Annotated in this window: 13 protein-coding genes; 3 read left to right on the forward strand and 10 right to left on the reverse strand. The window is 64.0% G+C overall.

All coding sequences use genetic code 11. The annotated features are described in order from the left end of the window. Window positions 1-45 precede the first annotated feature (45 nt). Window positions 46-1,446 carry a S8 family serine peptidase gene (locus GGR00_RS23925; protein WP_184701648.1) on the reverse strand — a complete coding sequence of 467 codons (1,401 nt, stop codon included), beginning with the start codon at window positions 1,444-1,446 and terminating at the stop codon, window positions 46-48. A 156-nt stretch (window positions 1,447-1,602) separates the two neighbouring features. Between GGR00_RS23925 and GGR00_RS23930 the strand changes: the two genes are divergently transcribed. Further along, a complete protein-coding gene (locus GGR00_RS23930; protein ID WP_184701651.1) occupies window positions 1,603-2,142 on the forward strand; it encodes an RNA polymerase sigma factor in 540 nt (179 codons plus the stop codon). Continuing rightward, window positions 2,139-2,903, forward strand: coding sequence for an anti-sigma factor family protein (locus GGR00_RS23935; RefSeq protein ID WP_184701653.1), 765 nt, complete (start codon window positions 2,139-2,141; stop codon window positions 2,901-2,903). The genes GGR00_RS23930 and GGR00_RS23935 overlap by 4 nt, the downstream gene beginning before the upstream one ends. A gap of 22 nt (window positions 2,904-2,925) precedes the next feature. On the opposite strand, the gene GGR00_RS23940 is transcribed toward GGR00_RS23935, so the two are convergent. From GGR00_RS23940 to GGR00_RS23950, 3 genes are all read right to left on the reverse strand, one after another. Further along, window positions 2,926-3,573 (reverse strand): LuxR C-terminal-related transcriptional regulator, encoded by a 648-nt coding sequence (locus GGR00_RS23940; RefSeq protein ID WP_184701655.1) that lies wholly within the window; start codon window positions 3,571-3,573, stop codon window positions 2,926-2,928. Between the two features lie 83 nt (window positions 3,574-3,656). Continuing rightward, the gene (gene glyA / locus GGR00_RS23945; RefSeq protein WP_184701657.1) at window positions 3,657-4,961 is read right to left on the reverse strand and encodes a serine hydroxymethyltransferase; all 1,305 of its coding nucleotides are present in this window, start codon (window positions 4,959-4,961) and stop codon (window positions 3,657-3,659) included. Window positions 4,962-5,004: 43 nt separating this feature from the next. After that, entirely contained in the window at window positions 5,005-7,698 is a 2,694-nt protein-coding gene (locus tag GGR00_RS23950) for a phosphoenolpyruvate carboxylase (protein ID WP_184701659.1), read from the reverse strand. 381 nt (window positions 7,699-8,079) lie between these two features. On the opposite strand from GGR00_RS23950, the gene GGR00_RS23955 reads away from it, so the two are divergent. Continuing rightward, window positions 8,080-8,454, forward strand: a complete 375-nt coding sequence (locus tag GGR00_RS23955) for a BRA0787 family protein (RefSeq protein WP_184701661.1) — start codon at window positions 8,080-8,082, stop codon at window positions 8,452-8,454. Between the two features lie 152 nt (window positions 8,455-8,606). Here the strand turns inward: GGR00_RS23955 and GGR00_RS23960 are convergent, their stop codons facing one another. The 6 genes from GGR00_RS23960 to GGR00_RS23985 all read right to left on the reverse strand — a co-directional run bounded on the left by GGR00_RS23960 (window position 8,607) and on the right by GGR00_RS23985 (window position 16,659). Beyond that, window positions 8,607-9,242 carry a sarcosine oxidase subunit gamma family protein gene (locus tag GGR00_RS23960; protein ID WP_184701663.1) on the reverse strand — a complete coding sequence of 212 codons (636 nt, stop codon included), beginning with the start codon at window positions 9,240-9,242 and terminating at the stop codon, window positions 8,607-8,609. Continuing rightward, entirely contained in the window at window positions 9,235-12,294 is a 3,060-nt protein-coding gene (locus tag GGR00_RS23965) for a sarcosine oxidase subunit alpha family protein (protein ID WP_244487838.1), read from the reverse strand. Before GGR00_RS23965 ends, GGR00_RS23960 begins: the two co-directional genes overlap by 8 nt. A gap of 2 nt (window positions 12,295-12,296) precedes the next feature. Beyond that, entirely contained in the window at window positions 12,297-12,605 is a 309-nt protein-coding gene (locus tag GGR00_RS23970; RefSeq protein WP_055976098.1) for a sarcosine oxidase subunit delta, read from the reverse strand. A 16-nt stretch (window positions 12,606-12,621) separates the two neighbouring features. Further along, window positions 12,622-13,875 (reverse strand): sarcosine oxidase subunit beta family protein, encoded by a 1,254-nt coding sequence (locus tag GGR00_RS23975; protein WP_055976094.1) that lies wholly within the window; start codon window positions 13,873-13,875, stop codon window positions 12,622-12,624. 82 nt (window positions 13,876-13,957) lie between these two features. Then, a complete protein-coding gene (gene glnT / locus GGR00_RS23980; RefSeq protein ID WP_055976091.1) occupies window positions 13,958-15,301 on the reverse strand; it encodes a type III glutamate--ammonia ligase in 1,344 nt (447 codons plus the stop codon). 29 nt (window positions 15,302-15,330) lie between these two features. Then, a complete protein-coding gene (locus tag GGR00_RS23985) occupies window positions 15,331-16,659 on the reverse strand; it encodes an FMN-binding glutamate synthase family protein (RefSeq protein ID WP_055976086.1) in 1,329 nt (442 codons plus the stop codon). Window positions 16,660-16,667: the final 8 nt, after the last annotated feature.

The raw sequence follows: 16,667 nt of genomic DNA on the forward strand, positions 1-16,667 counted from the left end.
GTTCCCGCAGCAGCTTCCATTGTTCGACTGACGATAGAAGTCGCTTTAGCCCTGGCAGATCGCCCGGGCATTCAGCAGTCCCCAACCAAAGACAGGATCCTTGCCCGGCTTGCCCAGATCCTCGGCCGTCTTCTGCAACAGCCCTTCGATATCGCCCGCCTTCAAGTGAGGATCGGCAGCCAGCATCATTGCCGCCGCCGCGGTTACGAACGGTGCAGCAAAGGACGTGCCGGTCTTCGATTGCGCACCCTTGACCGAGGCCGCGGTCCAGACCTGGACGCCGGGCGCAGCAATGTCGACATGGTCGCCTGCGCCGGCGCGCCGGTAAGGGTTCTTGCGCCGGTCTATCGCCGTCACCGCAATCACCCCGTCATAGGCCCCTGGATAAAGAGGAGCTGCGCGCGGGCCATCATTGCCGGCTGCAGCCACCAGCACGATGTTGCGCGAGGCTGCCTTTTCAATCGCCTGTTCGAGCAACAGGTTGGCAGGGCCTGTCAGGCTCATATTGATGACCTGAACGCCGCGGTTGGCCAGCAGGTCGATGGCATGCACCAGATCGTAGACTGCCGAACGGTCGTCATTGCCCGAACCGCGATGGAAGGCATCCACCGCGATGAGTTCGCTGCCGGGTACCAAGCCGGGCGTACGGCTTTCGGCCGACCCCACCAGCAACGCCGCCACGGCGGTGCCATGCTGGCGGCCGGAGTCCGGCAGATCGCCATCCCCAAGCCTGATCGTCTCGATCCGCCCGCCGGAAAAGGCCAGATGATCGGCATTGATCGCAGTGTCGATGAGGCCGATCTTTGCGGGCGCGGAACACCGGCCTGGCACTGCGTTGGATTTCGGCCAGCCGACGACATTGCGGGCCAGGCACTGGTTTCCACCACAGGGCTCCGATCTCGCCTGGTCCGGTCGATAAAAGTGGTTGTAGTCGACGACCGCGCCCGGAGCGGCGGCCGCCACCTGCGCACGCGCTGCCTCGAGGGTCAGCCCGCGCGGAATGGCCAGTCGCACCATCTCGGCGCCGGCCAGCGAAACCGTCACGCGTTCGCTGATCGAAAAGCCTGCCGCATTCAGGCCGTCGATCGCTGCCTGGTCGAGGCCGAGTGCTACGATCTGCTGAGGTGCCTGGCGGACTTCGACGGGCGCAGGCGCTTTCCGACGCGGGCTTCTGGGCTCGCTCTTCCTGAACAGGTCGAGGAGATTGCCGCCCGTGGAGCGCTGGACCGACGAACCAGATCCCCTGCCCCCGGTCTGGCCTCCACCGGCAGCGCCATCGTCGTCATCGTCGTCATCATCATCGTCGTCGTCGTCATCGGCATGTGCCACCGACACGCCGATCAGACTTCCAGCGAGGGGAACCGAACCGGGCACGCCAAAGCTGGCGCCGGTCAGGGCCAATGCCAGGGCAATGGCGATGGAGCTTGATTGAGCGTTCAGAAGCATCGTTCGGCCTTTCCTAGGGTGTAGCGCATCGGCGTCAATTGTTAGCGATCCACATAAGCCTGCCGGCATCCCATATCATTTCGAATGCATTTGTGCATTTTGGGCCAACGGACGAATGTCCTTTTTATTCCATGGGGAGCGACAGGGTACGACCGCATGAAGGGTGACGAGGTACAGGTCAGCGATCGCCTGATAGCTTTCCTTCCCAATTTGCGCCGGTTCGCCATCTCGCTGTGCCGGTCGCGCGATCTCGCCGACGACCTCGTGCAGGCGGCCTGCGAGCGCGCGCTGGCGAGCCAGGATCGATTCGAGCAAGGCACCCGGTTCGATGCCTGGATGTTCCGCATCCTGCGCAACCTGTGGATCGACCACGTTCGCCGCGCCAAGACGGCGGGACCGCAACAAGACATCGACGAAACGCCCGATATTGCCGGTTCTGGCGGCGAGCGCGATGCCGAAGCCCGGCTAACCCTGAAAAGCGTCGCGGTGGCAATCGACGAATTGCCGGACGATCAGCGCGAAGTGCTGCTGCTCGTCTGCGTCGAGGACCTTTCGTACAAAGAGGCGGCGGAGATATTGTCCATTCCGATCGGCACCGTCATGAGCAGGCTCTCCCGCGCCCGCAAAAATCTTGCCGACGCGGCTGGAATAAACTCCGGGACCGACCGTTCACCCGAAAAAGGTGGAAACAAATGAGCAGGCGCGAATTCGACGACGAAACCTTGATGGCATTCGCCGACGGCGAACTCGACGACGACACGACGGCAACCGTCGAAGCGGCCATGGAGACGGACGACGACCTCGTTGCCCGCGTCGCCGCTTTCATCGAAAGCCGGGCGTTGGCAGCATCAGCGCTGAAGCCGCTGATCGACGAGCCGGTTCCCGAAGCGCTGACACAGTCGGTGCAAAAGATGATCGACGAGGCGCGCGCCTCGGATCCTTCGGCGGTGGCCAACAACGTCGTCACCTTTCCGTCGCGCGACATGCGCCCGGCTCGTTCGACCTGGGCAATGCCGCTGGCGGCATCGCTGGCAGCCGTAGTCTTCGGCGCCGGCGGCTACCTCGCGGGCCAGGCAGGCGCGCCGGCTTCCGGCAACCTGGCCATGACCACGATCAACGACGCCGAAGTCGCCAAGGCGCTCGATTCGACGGCCTCGGGCACCGATGTGGCATTGGGCGATGCCACGTTGAAACTCGTCTCCAGCTTCCGCGACGAAACCGGCACGTTGTGCCGCGAGTTCGAACTTCACCGCGCGTCTAAGTCTGCCATCGTGTCGATCGCTTGCCGTCCGGAACAGGACTGGGACGTCCGGCTGGCCGTGGCCGCCCAGGCGCCTGGAGGAGACTATGTCCCGGCCGGGGCCACGGAGACTGTCGATTCCTACCTGACGACGATCAATGCCGGAGCCCCGCTGTCGGTGGCGGAGGAAAAGAAGGCCCTGGCCCTGCCGCAATGACAGCAACGGGCGCCTGGGTTCCCTATCGCGGGATCGGCTGCGGGCCGCGCTTGCGCTCGCTAGCGTAGAGCGCGACCGCCATGGCGCGGTTGCGCACGCCGAGCTTGTCGTAGAGATTCTTGAGGTGATACTTGACTGTGTTTTCGGAGATCCCGGTCCGCGTCGCGATCTGCAGATTGGTCCAGCCGTCGGCCAGGACGCCGAGCAATTCGAGTTCGCGGGTGGTCAGGCGCGACAGCGGCGTCTCGTTGATCTTGCCGACGTCGACATAAGGAATGCAGATGCGGCCATTGGCAACGGCCAGCAGCGTATCGAACAGGATACAGGGATCGTCGAACTGGTAGCAGAAGCCCTGCGCGCCGAGCCGCACGCACTGCTTCAGGATGCCGACATCATGATCGTTTGAGAAGACGACCAGGCGTGCGGTCAATTGCCGGCGCTGAAGCTCGATCAGCACCTCGCTGGCATCCATGTCGGACAGCTTCCAGGCGACGATGGCGACGTCGAACGAAGGCTGCGCGCCCACCACCGCCTGAATGAAGGCCTCCCCGCTCTGGATGCCTTCTGCAAACTCGAAGCGCTCGTCGCGGCTGATCATGTCGCGCAATGCCGAAATCACCAGCGGGTTACGCTCGGCAACCAGGACATTCAGCTTTTTCTGTTGCGCCATCAACCTGCCATCGACACCGGCATCATGCCTTGGCACATTCCAATCGAATTTGCCAAGGCATGCCCGCTCTCCAGCGACAGGAATCAGTCGTAGATTCGGAATCGACCGACCAGATCGTGGCTTTCTTCGCGAACGGCAGCCTCGATCTTGGCATTGCCGGCTTCGCCGTTGGCCGCAAGGCCATCGATGACGGCCATGGTCATGCGGCCGACCTGGCGGAATTCCTCGGCAAGGAAGCCGCGGGTCGTGCAGGCCGGCGTGCCCAGCCGGACACCCGAGGTGACCATCGGACCTTGCGGATCGAACGGGATGCCATTCTTGTTGCAGGTGATGTGGGCCCGCCCGAGGGAGGCTTCCACCGCCTTGCCGGTGAGGTTCTTACGCCTGAGGTCGACAAGCATGAGATGCGTGTCGGTACCGCCCGACACGATATCGACGCCACCCTCCTGCAGGGTCTCGGCCAGCACCTTGGCGTTGGACACGACGTTCGCGGCATAGACCTTGAAGTCGGGCGTCAGCGCCTCGCCGAAGGCAACGGCCTTGGCTGCGATGACGTGCATCAGCGGGCCGCCCTGCAAGCCGGGGAAGACGGCCGAGTTGATCTTCTTGCCGATCTCCTCGTCGTTGGACAGCACCATGCCGCCGCGCGGGCCGCGCAGGGTCTTGTGGGTCGTGGTCGTGACCACATGGGCATGGTCGAGCGGATTGGGATGGACACCGCCGGCAACCAGGCCCGCGAAGTGGGCCATGTCGACGAACAGCTTGGCGCCGACCTCGTCGGCGATCTCGCGGAACGCCTTGAAATCGATGATGCGCGGATAGGCCGAGCCGCCGGCGAGAATGACCTTGGGCTGGTGCTTCTTGGCGAGATCGCGCACCTCGTCCATGTCGATGCGGTGCGTGTCGGGCTTGACGCCGTAGGAGACGGGCTTGAACCACTTGCCAGACTGGTTGACCGGCGCGCCGTGCGTGAGGTGACCGCCCGCGGCGAGGTTCAGGCCGAGATAGGTGTCGCCTGGCTGCATCAGCGCCATGAACACCGACTGGTTGGCCTGGCTGCCGGAGTTCGGCTGCACGTTGGCGAAGCTGCAGTTGAACATCGTCTTGGCGCGTTCGCGCGCCAGATCCTCGATCTCGTCGACATAGGCGCAGCCGCCATAGTAGCGCCGGCCGGGATAGCCCTCGGCATATTTGTTGGTCAGCACCGAGCCCTGGGCCTCGAGCACCGCCTTGGAGACGATATTTTCCGAAGCGATCAGCTCGATCTCGTCACGCTGGCGCTGGAGTTCGCGATCCATCGCATCGCTGACGGCCGGGTCTGCCTGGGCGACGCCCGTGCGGAAGAAGTGGCGGGCACTGCCGATACCGGGTCTGGTGGGAATATTCATGAGGCTCCTCCCTTGTGGCGCCCTGCGGCGCCTGAAAACGTGGTCATCCTGTCCAGCCGAGGCCGGCAGAAATGCAATTGATCGAAAGCAATAGCGCGTTGACGGCGCGCTTGGGCTTGGCGGTGGCGCCATCCTGGGCGCGCACCTCGCGCAGCAGCTGCACCTGCAGCCGGTGGATCGAGTCCATCTGCGGGCGGATGCGGTCGAAATGGCGCTTGAAGGCCGGGAAGCGTTCGGACAGCTTGAGCCCGCCATTGACTTCGGCGATCATCCGCCGCGTCAGCGCGTATTCGGCCGCGATCTTGCGATAGATGCGCTCGCCCACTTCGCGGTCCTGCACTAGCCCGGCATAGAGGTAGCCGATGTCCATGTCGGACTGGTAGAGGCCCTTGTCGACCTCGTCGACGACGAGGCGGAAGAAGCGCGAGCGTTCGAACATCTGCCTGAGCAGGTCAAGGCCGGCATCGCCGCGCACGTTGACGAAGGAATTCAGCGCGCTGCCAATGCCATACCAGTTGGTCAGCAGGTGCCGGTTCTGGCTCCAGGCGAAAACCCATGGAATGGCGCGCAAGTCGGAGATGTCCTTGGCACCGAAACGACGCGCCGGACGAGAGCCGATCTTGAGCAGCGACAGTTCCTCCACCGGGCTCGCCTGGTGGAAGTAGTCGATGAAGCCCGGCTCGTTGATCAGGCCCGAATAAGACGCCTGCGACATGCCGGTCAGCGCTTCCAGCGCCTCGCTGAACTCGGGGATGTCCTTGAGCTCCGGCTCGTTCGGCGACTTGACGGTGTGGGCGAACACGCTCGCGGCCAGTATCTCAAGCTGGTAGAGACCGGTGCCACGGTTGGCGAACTTCGACGACACCACCTCGCCCTGCTCGGTGACGCGCATCGCCCCGCCGATGGTGCCAGCCGGCTGGGCAGCAATCGCCCTGCCCGTCGGCGCACCGCCACGACTGACCGAACCGCCACGGCCGTGGAAAAAACTGATCTTGACCTTGCGCTTGATGGCGAGCGCCGTGATCCGCCGCTGGGCCTTGTTCAACTCCCAGTTGGAGGCGAGGAAACCGCCGTCCTTGTTGGAATCGGAGTAGCCAAGCATCACTTCCTGGCTGTTGCCGAAATCGCGAACCGAGCGGCGGACGATGGAAACGCCGAACAGCTGGTCCAGAATCTCCGGCGCGGCGCGCAGGTCGGCAATCGTTTCGAACAGCGGCACGACCCTGAGGGCTATGGTTCCGCTGCCGTCGGATGCCGTCGCCATGCCGGAATACTGCGCCAGCAGATAGACCGCGAGGAGATCGTCGCTCGACCGCGTCATCGACAGGATGAAGGCTCCGACAGCGCCGCCGTTCAGCCCGGCCGAAGCCTTGCGGATGACGTCGTAGAGGTCGAGCAGCTCCTGCGCCTCTTCCGACAGCGCCAGCCGGTCGACTTCAAGCTGCTCACCGGAGTTCAGGGCGGCCCGGATACGCGCGGTCCATTGCGGTGTGTCGGGAGAAGGTGCCGTCTCGGGATCGGCGTGCTTGAACAGCTCGCTCAGCACACGGTTGACGACGGTGGAGTTCTGCCGAATGTCCAGCGAAACCGTGCGGAAGCCGAAGCTTTCGACCTGCTGGCGCACCGGCCTCACGAAGCGCCGTGCGATCAGCTTGCCGCCAAGCTGGCCAAGCACGTTTTCCAGCTCGCGCAAGTCGGTCTTGAAGGCTTCCGAACGGGTGTAGGGCTTGGCAGAAGCCTCGCCACGCATAGCCTCCAGACGGTCGAGCATTGCGGCGGCAAACTGGCGCAAGGGCTCGTCAGGATTGCGTGCGACGATCTCCGAGGCATTGCCGCTGCGATGCAGGGCATGGCCCAGCGCCTTGATAAACGCTTCCGGAATATCGACGACATTGGAGCTGATGCTGAGCACGGTGACCAGCTTGCGGACCTGGCTGATGTACCAGCCGACGATCGCCTGGCGGCACTCGTTGAGCGCGTAAGCCGTGGTCTTGGCCGTGACGTTCGGATTGCCGTCGCGGTCGCCACCGATCCATGAGGCGTACCGCATGAAGGACGGCACCTTGAGATCGTATTCGGGGTAGTGGCGCGCCAGCGCTTCCTCGACGCTTTCATAGAGCTTGGGCGTCGCCTCGAAGATCACCTCGCGGAAGAAGTGCAGGCCCCAGGCGATCTCGCGCTCGACCGAAGGCCGCTCGAGCCGCAATTCGCCCGACATCCACAGCAGTTCGATCTCGCTCTTGAGGTCGTCGATCAGCTGTTCACGCTCACGCGGCGCCCAGCGCTGCTGCTCGAGTTCGGTCAGCTTGCGGTAGATGCGGCGATGAATTTCGAGGACGGTGACACGCTTGGCCTCCGTCGGGTGCGCCGTCATGGTCGGCCCGACGCTGAGCGCATCGAGGGTAGCCTGGATTTCCTCGGCCGGGTAGCCGGCGGCGGCGATCTCGCCCATCACATTGGCGAAGGAGCCGATGACTTCGTCGGCACCGCCCATCTGCTCCAGCTCGCGCCGAGAGCGCATGGCCAGAAGCTCATTGGCAATGGCGACGAGTTGGAACCAGATACCGGTCGCCTGCAGCGCGGCGATGCGTTGCCCGCTTTCGAGCGCATCGAGGCTCACGCGGCCGGTAAGAACCTCGGCCATATCGGGCTCGCGTTCGCTGACGACGGCCAACAGCACCCTGAACAGCAGGCTGCGGACGTCCTCACGAAAGCTGAGTGGTTTGCTCTCCTCCAAGCGGCACCCATTCATCTCGTGTTGTTCCGGGACGCCGGTTCGTTGAGCCGGCTATCCAGGAAATGCAGTTTTCCTGATGCCGAGCAGACCGGTTTTCCGTCCCTTTGAAAACGCCCGGACGGGTAGATTTCCTATTCGTTCGGGTGGTGCCGATACTGGCCGAACGATGATCGAAAAACCCCAAATTGGACTACCGCAAGGGGCGGAAAATCAGGAGCTTCCAGCAGGTTGGTCCAGTGCGATTTGCAGTGGACGAGATTTAACTCATGTGCAAATATGTTGAATACAAGGCAAGTATGGGAGGCACATTACAGTGAGGTCCAATACCCAATTCCGCGTTGCCACAGCACAATCCAACCGAGCTTGAAGAGGAACACGCCCATGCAGAAAGTGCTGCCGGAACTCTATGAGGGCCACGCGCCCATCACCCTTCAGAACGCCTTCCATGACGCGCTCGAAGCACTTGAGGAGTGGAAGGAAGGCAACGAGGAACCTCTCGTACCTGTCGATGGCTTCAACGTCCCGATCAGCCATGTCTTCGCCCGCATGAGCGCCTGCACCGACCTGCTGCCGCTCAGGACGCGCGACGTTCTCGAGACCATCATTGACAAGGGTTCGTTCCGCGCCTCGGGCGGTTCGCTCTATGCCGACGGCGCCAAGCTGGTGATGCCGCTCTGCGTTGAACTTCTGACCTTGTCGTTGCTGCGCCCGAGCGCATCGCTCGCCCAGTTGCACAAGGCTTGCGTCGACGCCTGAGCGTCAACCGAATTTGTCGTTCTGCCTGGCCGCCACGCATGCCGTGGCGGCAGTCGCATTTTTGAACTTCTGATTTTGCCGCGCCTGACCCGCCTACGAAAAAGCCCCGGATCGCTCCGGGGCTTTCGCTTATCTGCAATTCTTGCAGGCGTTCAGGCCGCCGCGCGCGTCCGTGACGTGTCAACGCCATATTCCAGCGACGAATCCACGATGGTGTGCCACAGGCTGTCGGCAAAGCTGGTGAAAACCAGCATGCTATAGACCGGATGGCCGTCGGCGCCATTCGCCTCACGGTAGAAATTGACCGCCGTGTGGTCGACCGCCGTATTTGCCGCAGCGCCGACCGGAAAGGCAGCGTCGTGCAAATCGAGCGACGAGAACTTGGCGATCGCATCGCGGCCGCGAGGGCCGGAAACCCGGATCAGGCAGCGGCCGTCCGACTGGTCGGAAAGCGAGGCCGAGCCGGAGAACGCCTGGCTCATGGCATCGATCTGCGAGCTCTCGTCCGTCCGTGGTGCCAGGACGGTGAACTGGTCGGGTCCCGACCAAACGAGCGTCGCAGTCTTGCCTGCGACGGCCTTCGGCGTGCTCGGCGCATCGACGCCGAACAGCTTCTTTGCCGCCTTGGCGGTGTCGGCAGCCTTGCCGCGCCGGGCCATGACCTGGACCAGCACGAGGTCGCGCACCTCGACAAGCGTCACGCCTGCTTGGGCACTGGCCACGCCATGGCGGCCGGCGACGAGCGCCTTCTGGAGCGGCGATTGAGTGTTCCAGGAAAAATCAGCCACGCTGGCGCACTCCTTCGGGATCGTAGAAGACTGGGCTGCAGATCTCGGCTTCATAGTCCTCGCTCCGCAGCGGATCGTGGATGCGGACGATCTCGCCGATGCGTTCGCGGCCGCGCTCGACCAGGCCGAGGCCGATCCACTGTTCCATCATCGGCGAGTAGCAGACCGACGTGACGTAACCCTGGTCGGTCGCCGGACCCGGGATGCCGCCCTTGGGGATGACATGCGCACCGGAGCGCAGGCGGCGTGCACGGTCGAGCGGCTTGATGCCGACGACGACCTGGCGGTCGGTTGCGGTCAGCGCCTCGCGGCCGGCCATGACTCGGCCGATGAAGTCCTTCTTCTTCGACATCATCTTGCCGAGGCCGAGGTCGTCAGCCGTCGTCATGCCATTGAGTTCGGGACCGGCAACGTGGCCCTTCTCGATGCGCATGACGCCAAGCGCCTCGGTGCCGTAAGGCGTCACGCCATAAGGCTTTCCGGCGATCATCAGATTCTCGGCCATCGCCGCGCCGTAGCGCGCCGGCACCGAGATTTCGAAGGCAATTTCACCCGAAAACGAGATGCGGAACAGGCGGGCGGTGACTCCGCCGCGCAGCTTGACCTCGCGGGCACCCATGAAGGGGAAGCCTTCGTTGCTCATGTCTTCCGACGGATCGACCAGCGCCTGCAAGAGCTTGCGGGTATTCGGACCTGCGATCGAGAACTGGGCCCACTGGTCGGACGCAGACGACAGTTGCACGTCGAGTTCGGGCCAGAGCACCTGGCGGCAGAATTCGAGATGCGCCATGACCGGTCCGGCCTTGGCTGTGGTCGTGGTCAGGAAGTAGTGGTCTTCGGCAAGACGCGATGTCGTGCCGTCATCCATGACGATGCCATCCTCGCGCAGCATCAGGCCGTAGCGGGCCTTGCCGACGCCGAGAGACGAGAAGGCATTGATGTAGACGCGATCCAGGAACGTGCCTGCATCGGCGCCGCGCACGTCGACCTTGCCCAGGGTGGAGACGTCGCAGAAGCCGACGCCGTTGCGCACGGCGAGCACTTCGCGGGTGACCGATTCAATCCAGTCCTTCTCGCCCGGCTGCGGGTACCACTGGGCACGCTTCCACAGACCGGTGTCAACGAACACCGCACCGCGGGCCGCGGCCCAGTGATGCGAGGGCGTCAGGCGCCAGGCGTGGAAACTCTCGTCGCGGTGATGGCCGGCGAGCGCGCCGATCGCCACCGGTGCATATGGCGGACGATAGATCGTCGTGCCGGTCTGCGAGATGGTGCGGCCGGTGGCATCGGCCATGATGGCAAGGCCGGTGATGTTGGAGGTCTTGCCCTGGTCGGTCGCCATGCCAAGCGTCGTGTAGCGCTTGAGATGTTCGACACTCTCGAAGCCTTCGCGCTGGGCCAACGTCACGTCGGATGCGGTGACGTCGTGCTGGAAGTCGACGAACGCCTTGCCCTTGGCCTTGACCTGCCAGAGCGGCGAGATCGCGTAGACCTCGTCGCCCGCTTCCGAGGCTTCGCCGGCATTGCCCGAAGCGCCGCAATCGGCGGCCGCGGCCGCACCGGCGGCATGACCGTCGCGCAGGCACGCACCAAGCGAGAATTCGCCATTGGCAGCGCCCGCCATGACCATGCCCGTCGGGCAGTCGCCCGGCACGAACGCCGCGATGTCGTCACGCCACACCGGCTTGCCGCGATGGAAGCAGGACAGGCCCACATTGGGGTTCCAGCCGCCGGACACCGCCAGACAGTCGGCATCGATCTGCTGCTTCCTGCCATCGGCGGCAGTCACCACAACGCCGCGCACGCCATCGACGCCGCCCTTGACGTCGGTCACGCCGCCGGCCAGCACGCGCAGATCGGAGAGTTCGGCCAGTGCCTGGTATTCCGCCGGCACCTTGCCGCGCGGGTCGATCACTGCTGCGATGTCGCCGCCGGCCTGCTGGATCGCCTCGACCGTGCGCCAGCCGTCGTCATTGTTGGTGAACAGCGCGACGCGCTTGCCGGGCATCGCCGCGAAGCGATGGACGTAGGTGCGCACGGCGGAAGCCATCATCACGCCCGGACGGTCGTTGCCCGGGAAGGCGATCGGCCGCTCGATGGCACCGGCAGTGACCACCGAGCGCTTGGCGACGATGCGCCAAATCCGCTGGCGGACCTGATGCGGACCCGGAACGGGGATGTGATCGCTGACGCGCTCGAGCGCGGCATGGACGCCGCCGTCATAGACGCCAAACAGCGCCGTGCGGGTCATGATGCGAACGTTGGCCATCCCATCGAGTTCGCCGGTCGCACGCCGCACCCACTCCTCGGCATGCATGCCGTCGATCTCGCCGCCGTCGCTGAGCAGGCGGCCGCCCAGACGATTGTCTTCTTCGACCAAGATGACGCGCGAACCGGCTCGGCCAGCGGCCAGTGCCGCCGAAAGACCGGTGGGGCCGGCACCAACGACGAGCACGTCGCAATGCGCCCAGGCCTTGTCGTAGTGGTCGGGATCCGGCAGTTCCGCACTCTTGCCGAGACCGGCTGCGCGGCGGATGATCGGCTCGTAGATCGCTTCCCAGAACTTCGCCGGCCACATGAAGGTCTTGTAGTAGAAGCCTGCGACAAAGATCGGCGAGAACAGCTGGTTGATCGACATGACGTCGCGACGCAGCGATGGCCAGCGGTTCTGGCTCTGGGCGATCAGCCCGTCATAGAGTTCCTGTGTGGTGGCGCGGGTGTTCGGCTCCTTGCGGGCGCCGGTGCGCATCTCGACCAGCGCGCTCGGCTCTTCCGAACCAGCGGTGATGATGCCGCGCGGGCGGTGGTACTTGAACGATCGGGCGACCAGCTTGACGCCATTGGCGACGAGCGCCGAGGCGAGCGTATCACCAGCAAAGCCCGTCATGGTCTTGCCGTCGAAGGAGAACTGAAGCGGCGCCTGGCGATCGATCAGACCGCCGCTGCGCAGCCGATGCGACTGGCTGGCGGATGCAGCCTGGCTGCGTGCGCTGGTGCTGCCTTCGGCAGCGGCCGTCCTGCCGAGCGGTTCGGATCCGGAATAGCCCGACATCTTTATTCTCCTGCCTGCACCGGCTTCGACGCGCCCACACCGGGGGCTGCCGTCACCGATCTGAATTCATGCGTCACGGTGTTGCGCTCGGCGATCAGCCAGGAGCGGCAGCCACCGCCGTGATACCAGTACTCGCGCATGAAGCCGGCTACGTTGTCGCGCAGATAAACATAGTCGTAGAAGGCGTCTTCGACGCGCTCGGGGCTTTCCCCGCTATCGACTGCGAAGTTGGGCCGCTTGGGCGAGGCGTCGCCGAGATAGGTGAACTCGCCGTTCTCGCGTTCGCCGCAGAAAGGACATGCAATACGCATTCCGCCAGTCTCGCTTTCAGTGCAGGTTGGGTTGGGCGCCTTGGCCCTTTTCGTCGATCATCGCGCCGCGGCGGAACCGGTCGAGCCGGAAGCGCGCCGCTTCGGGGTGCGGTTCGTCGCGCGCCAGCAGATGGGCAAAGACGAGACCGGATGCCGGTGTCGCCTTGAAGCCGCCATAGCACCAGCCGGCGTTGAGATAGAGGCCGTCGACGGGCGTCTTGTCGATGATCGGCGTACCGTCCATCGACATGTCCATGATGCCGCCCCACTGGCGCAGCATGCGGACGCGGCCGATCATCGGCATGACCGCCATGCCGCCTTCGCAGACGTCTTCCACCACCGGCATGTTGCCGCGCTGGGCGTAGGAATTGTAGCCGTCGAGGTCGCCGCCGAAAACGAGGCCGCCCTTGTCGGACTGGCTGATGTAGAAGTGGCCCGCGCCGAAGGTTACAACACCGGGGATGAGCGGCTTGATCGCCTCGGTGACGAAGGCCTGGAGCACGTGGCTTTCGATCGGCAGCTTCATGCCGGCCATGGCTGCCACTTTCGACGTGCTGCCGGCAACCGCCATGCCGACCTTGCCGGCACTGATCTTGCCGCGCGACGTCTCGACGCCGGTGACCTTACCGTTCTGGTCGCGAACGAAGCCGGTGACTTCGCAATTCTGGATGATGTCGACACCGCGCTGGTCGGCGGCACGGGCATAGCCCCAGACCACCGCATCGTGGCGGGCAGTGCCGCCGCGGCGCTGCAGCAGGCCGCCCATGATCGGGAAGCGCGGGCTGTCGTAGTTCAGGAACGGCAGTTCCTTGCGGATCTGCACCGCGTCGAGCAGCTCGGCATCGATACCGTTGATGCGCATGGTGTTGCCGCGGCGGGCGAAGGCGTCGCGCTGGGCGTCGGAGTGATAGAGATTGATGATGCCGCGCTGGCTGACCATCGCGTTGTAGTTGAGGTCCTGCTCCATGCGCTCCCACAGCTTCATCGAAAGCTCGTAGAAGCCGGTATTGCCGGGAAGGCCGTAGTTGGAGCGGATGATGGTGGTGTTGCGGCCGGCATTGCCGGAACCGATCCAGCCCTTTTCGAGCACCGCGACATTGCGGATGCCGTACTCGTTGGCGAGGAAATAGGCCGTGGCCAGGCCGTGGCCGCCACCGCCGATGATGATCACATCGTAGTGGCTCTTGGGTGCCGGATCGCGCCAGGCCCGGGTCCAGCCTTGATGGCCGGACAAAGCTGCCTTGGCGAGTGAGAAGATCGAATATTTCATCGCATGTGTTCCGGCGAAATGTGAGGTGTGCCCGAGGCCGCGCCCGATCTAAATGATCGGGCGCTGAGCCTGTTCGTATGCCTCAGACGTCCAGCGTGTGGTCGCGCTCCCACTGGGTGAAGTGCGACGCGTAGGAGTTCCATTCCTGGGTCTTGAGCTTGATGAAGGCGGCGGAGAACTCCTCGCCCATCGCAGCTTTCAGTTCGCTGTCTTCGTCATAGGCGCGCAGCGCATCAAGCAGGTTGAGCGGCAGCTTGGCGCCATGCGTGACGGTGTGGCCTTCACGGTACATGTCGACATCGCTGCGCGGGCCGGGATCAGCCTTGGAGCGAATGCCGCTGAGGCCGGCAGCGATGATGATCGCCTGCATCAGGTACGGGTTGGCAGCGCCGTCCGGCAGGCGCAGTTCGAAGCGACCGGGGCCGGGCACGCGCACCATGTGGGTGCGGTTGTTGCCGGTCCAGGTCACCGTGTTCGGCGCCCAGGTCGCACCCGAAAGCGTGCGCGGTGCGTTGATGCGCTTGTAGGAGTTCACGGTCGGATTGCAGATCGCTGCCAGTGCCGAGGCGTGCTTCATGATGCCGCCGAGGAAGTGACGGCCCTTCTCCGAAAGACCCAGCTCCATGTTCTTGTCGGCAAAGGCGTTGCTCTTGCCGGTCAGATCCCAAACCGAGATATGGGCATGGCAGCCGCTGCCGGTGAGGCCAGGGAAAGGCTTCGGCATGAAGGTTGCACGCAGGCCGTGCTTTTCGGCGATCGAGCGGACCATGAACTTGAAGAACGAGTGCTTGTCTGCGGTCTGCAGAACGTCGTCGTACTCCCAGTTCATCTCGAACTGGCCGTTCGCGTCCTCATGGTCGTTCTGGTAGGGCTTCCAGCCGAGATCGAGCATCGCGTCGCAGATTTCCGCGATGACATCGAAGCGGCGCATCACGGCCTGCTGGTCGTAACAGGACTTGGCGGCCGTATCGTACTCGTCGGCAATCTGGTTGCCGTCCGGCGTGGTCAGGAAGAATTCCGGCTCGACGCCGGTCTTGACGCGCATGCCTTCCTTGGCGGCTTCGGCGACGAGGCGCTTCAGCGTGTTGCGCGGCGCCTGGGCCACACCCTTGCCTTCCATCAGGCAGTCGGATGCGAGCCAGGCAACTTCCGGGCGCCAGGGCAACTGGATGACCGAGATCGGATCCGGCACAGCGAGCATGTCGGGGTGCGCTGGGGTCAGGTCCAGCCAAGTCGCGAAGCCGGCAAAGCCGGCTCCGTCCTTCTGCATGTCCGATATAGCCTGCGCAGGCACCAGCTTGGCGCGCTGACCTCCGAAGAGGTCGGTATACGAGACCATGAAGTACTTGATATTGCGAGTCCTTGCGAACTCTTTGAGATCAGTCACCTCTGACTGATCGATTTTGGCTTCGAAGGCCGTACCCATGTGAATTGCTCCTCCCAATCCTTGTGGTTTTAAAAGGGACCCTTCCCGGGTACCCAGCTCGTCCCCGCAAGCGGCACGCCAGCCATGGCGGCAGCTTCGATCGAAAGAGCGCAGAGATCCTCAGGCTCGAGATTGTGCAGATGATTTTTGCCGCAGGCACGAGCGATAGTCTGTGCCTCGAGCGTCATGACCTTCAGGTAGTTCGCCAGACGGCGACCAGCCGCGATCGGATCGACGCGCTTCATCAGCTCGACGTCCTGCGTGGTGATGCCGGCAGGGTCCTTGCCCTCATGCCAATCGTCGTAAGCGCCGGCAGTGGTGCCGAGCTTCTGGTATTCATCCTCCCAACGCGGATCGTTGTCGCCCAGCGCGATCAGCGCTGCGGTTCCAACCGATACTGCATCAGCACCGAGGGCGAGCGCTTTGGCCACATCGGCACCATTGCGTATGCCACCGGAAACGATGAGCTGAACCTTGCGGTGCATGCCGAGGTCCTGCAGCGCCTTCACTGCCGGGCGGATACAGGCAAGCGTCGGCTGGCCGACATGCTCGATGAACACTTCCTGGGTTGCTGCGGTGCCGCCCTGCATGCCGTCGAGCACGACGACGTCGGCGCCGGCCTTCACTGCGAGCGCGGTGTCGTAGTAGGGGCGTGCGCCACCAATCTTGACGTAGATCGGCTTTTGCCAGTCGGTGATCTCGCGGATTTCGAGGATCTTGATCTCGAGATCGTCAGGACCCGTCCAGTCGGGGTGACGGCAGGCCGAACGCTGGTCGATGCCCTTGGGCAGGGTGCGCATCTCGGCGACGCGGTCAGAAATCTTCTGGCCCAGAAGCATGCCGCCACCGCCCGGCTTGGCGCCCTGGCCGACAACGATTTCGATGGCGTCGGCGCGACGCAGGTCACGCGGATTCATGCCATAGCGCGACGGCAGGTACTGGTAGACCAGGTGCTTGGAGTGGCCGCGCTCTTCCTCGGTCATGCCGCCGTCGCCGGTGGTGGTCGAGGTACCGGAGAGCGTTGCACCGCGGCCGAGGGCTTCCTTGGCCGGGCCCGACAGCGAACCAAAGCTCATGCCGGCAACGGTGATCGGGATCTTTAGCTCGATCGGCTTCTTGGCAAAACGGGTGCCCAGAACGACCGAGGTATCGCACTTTTCGCGATAGCCTTCGAGCGGATAGCGCGAGATCGAAGCGCCGAGGAACAGCAGGTCGTCGAAGTGCGGGACCTTGCGTTTGGCGCCGGAGCCGCGGATGTCGTAGATGCCCGTCGCTGCGGCGCGACGGATTTCGGACATTGCGTATTCATCGAACGTGGCCGACTTGCGTGGCGTCGTCGGAGGATTGTGATAGCTCATTTTGTTCC

Source organism: Aminobacter aganoensis, from assembly GCF_014206975.1.
GTDB lineage: Bacteria > Pseudomonadota > Alphaproteobacteria > Rhizobiales > Rhizobiaceae > Aminobacter > Aminobacter aganoensis.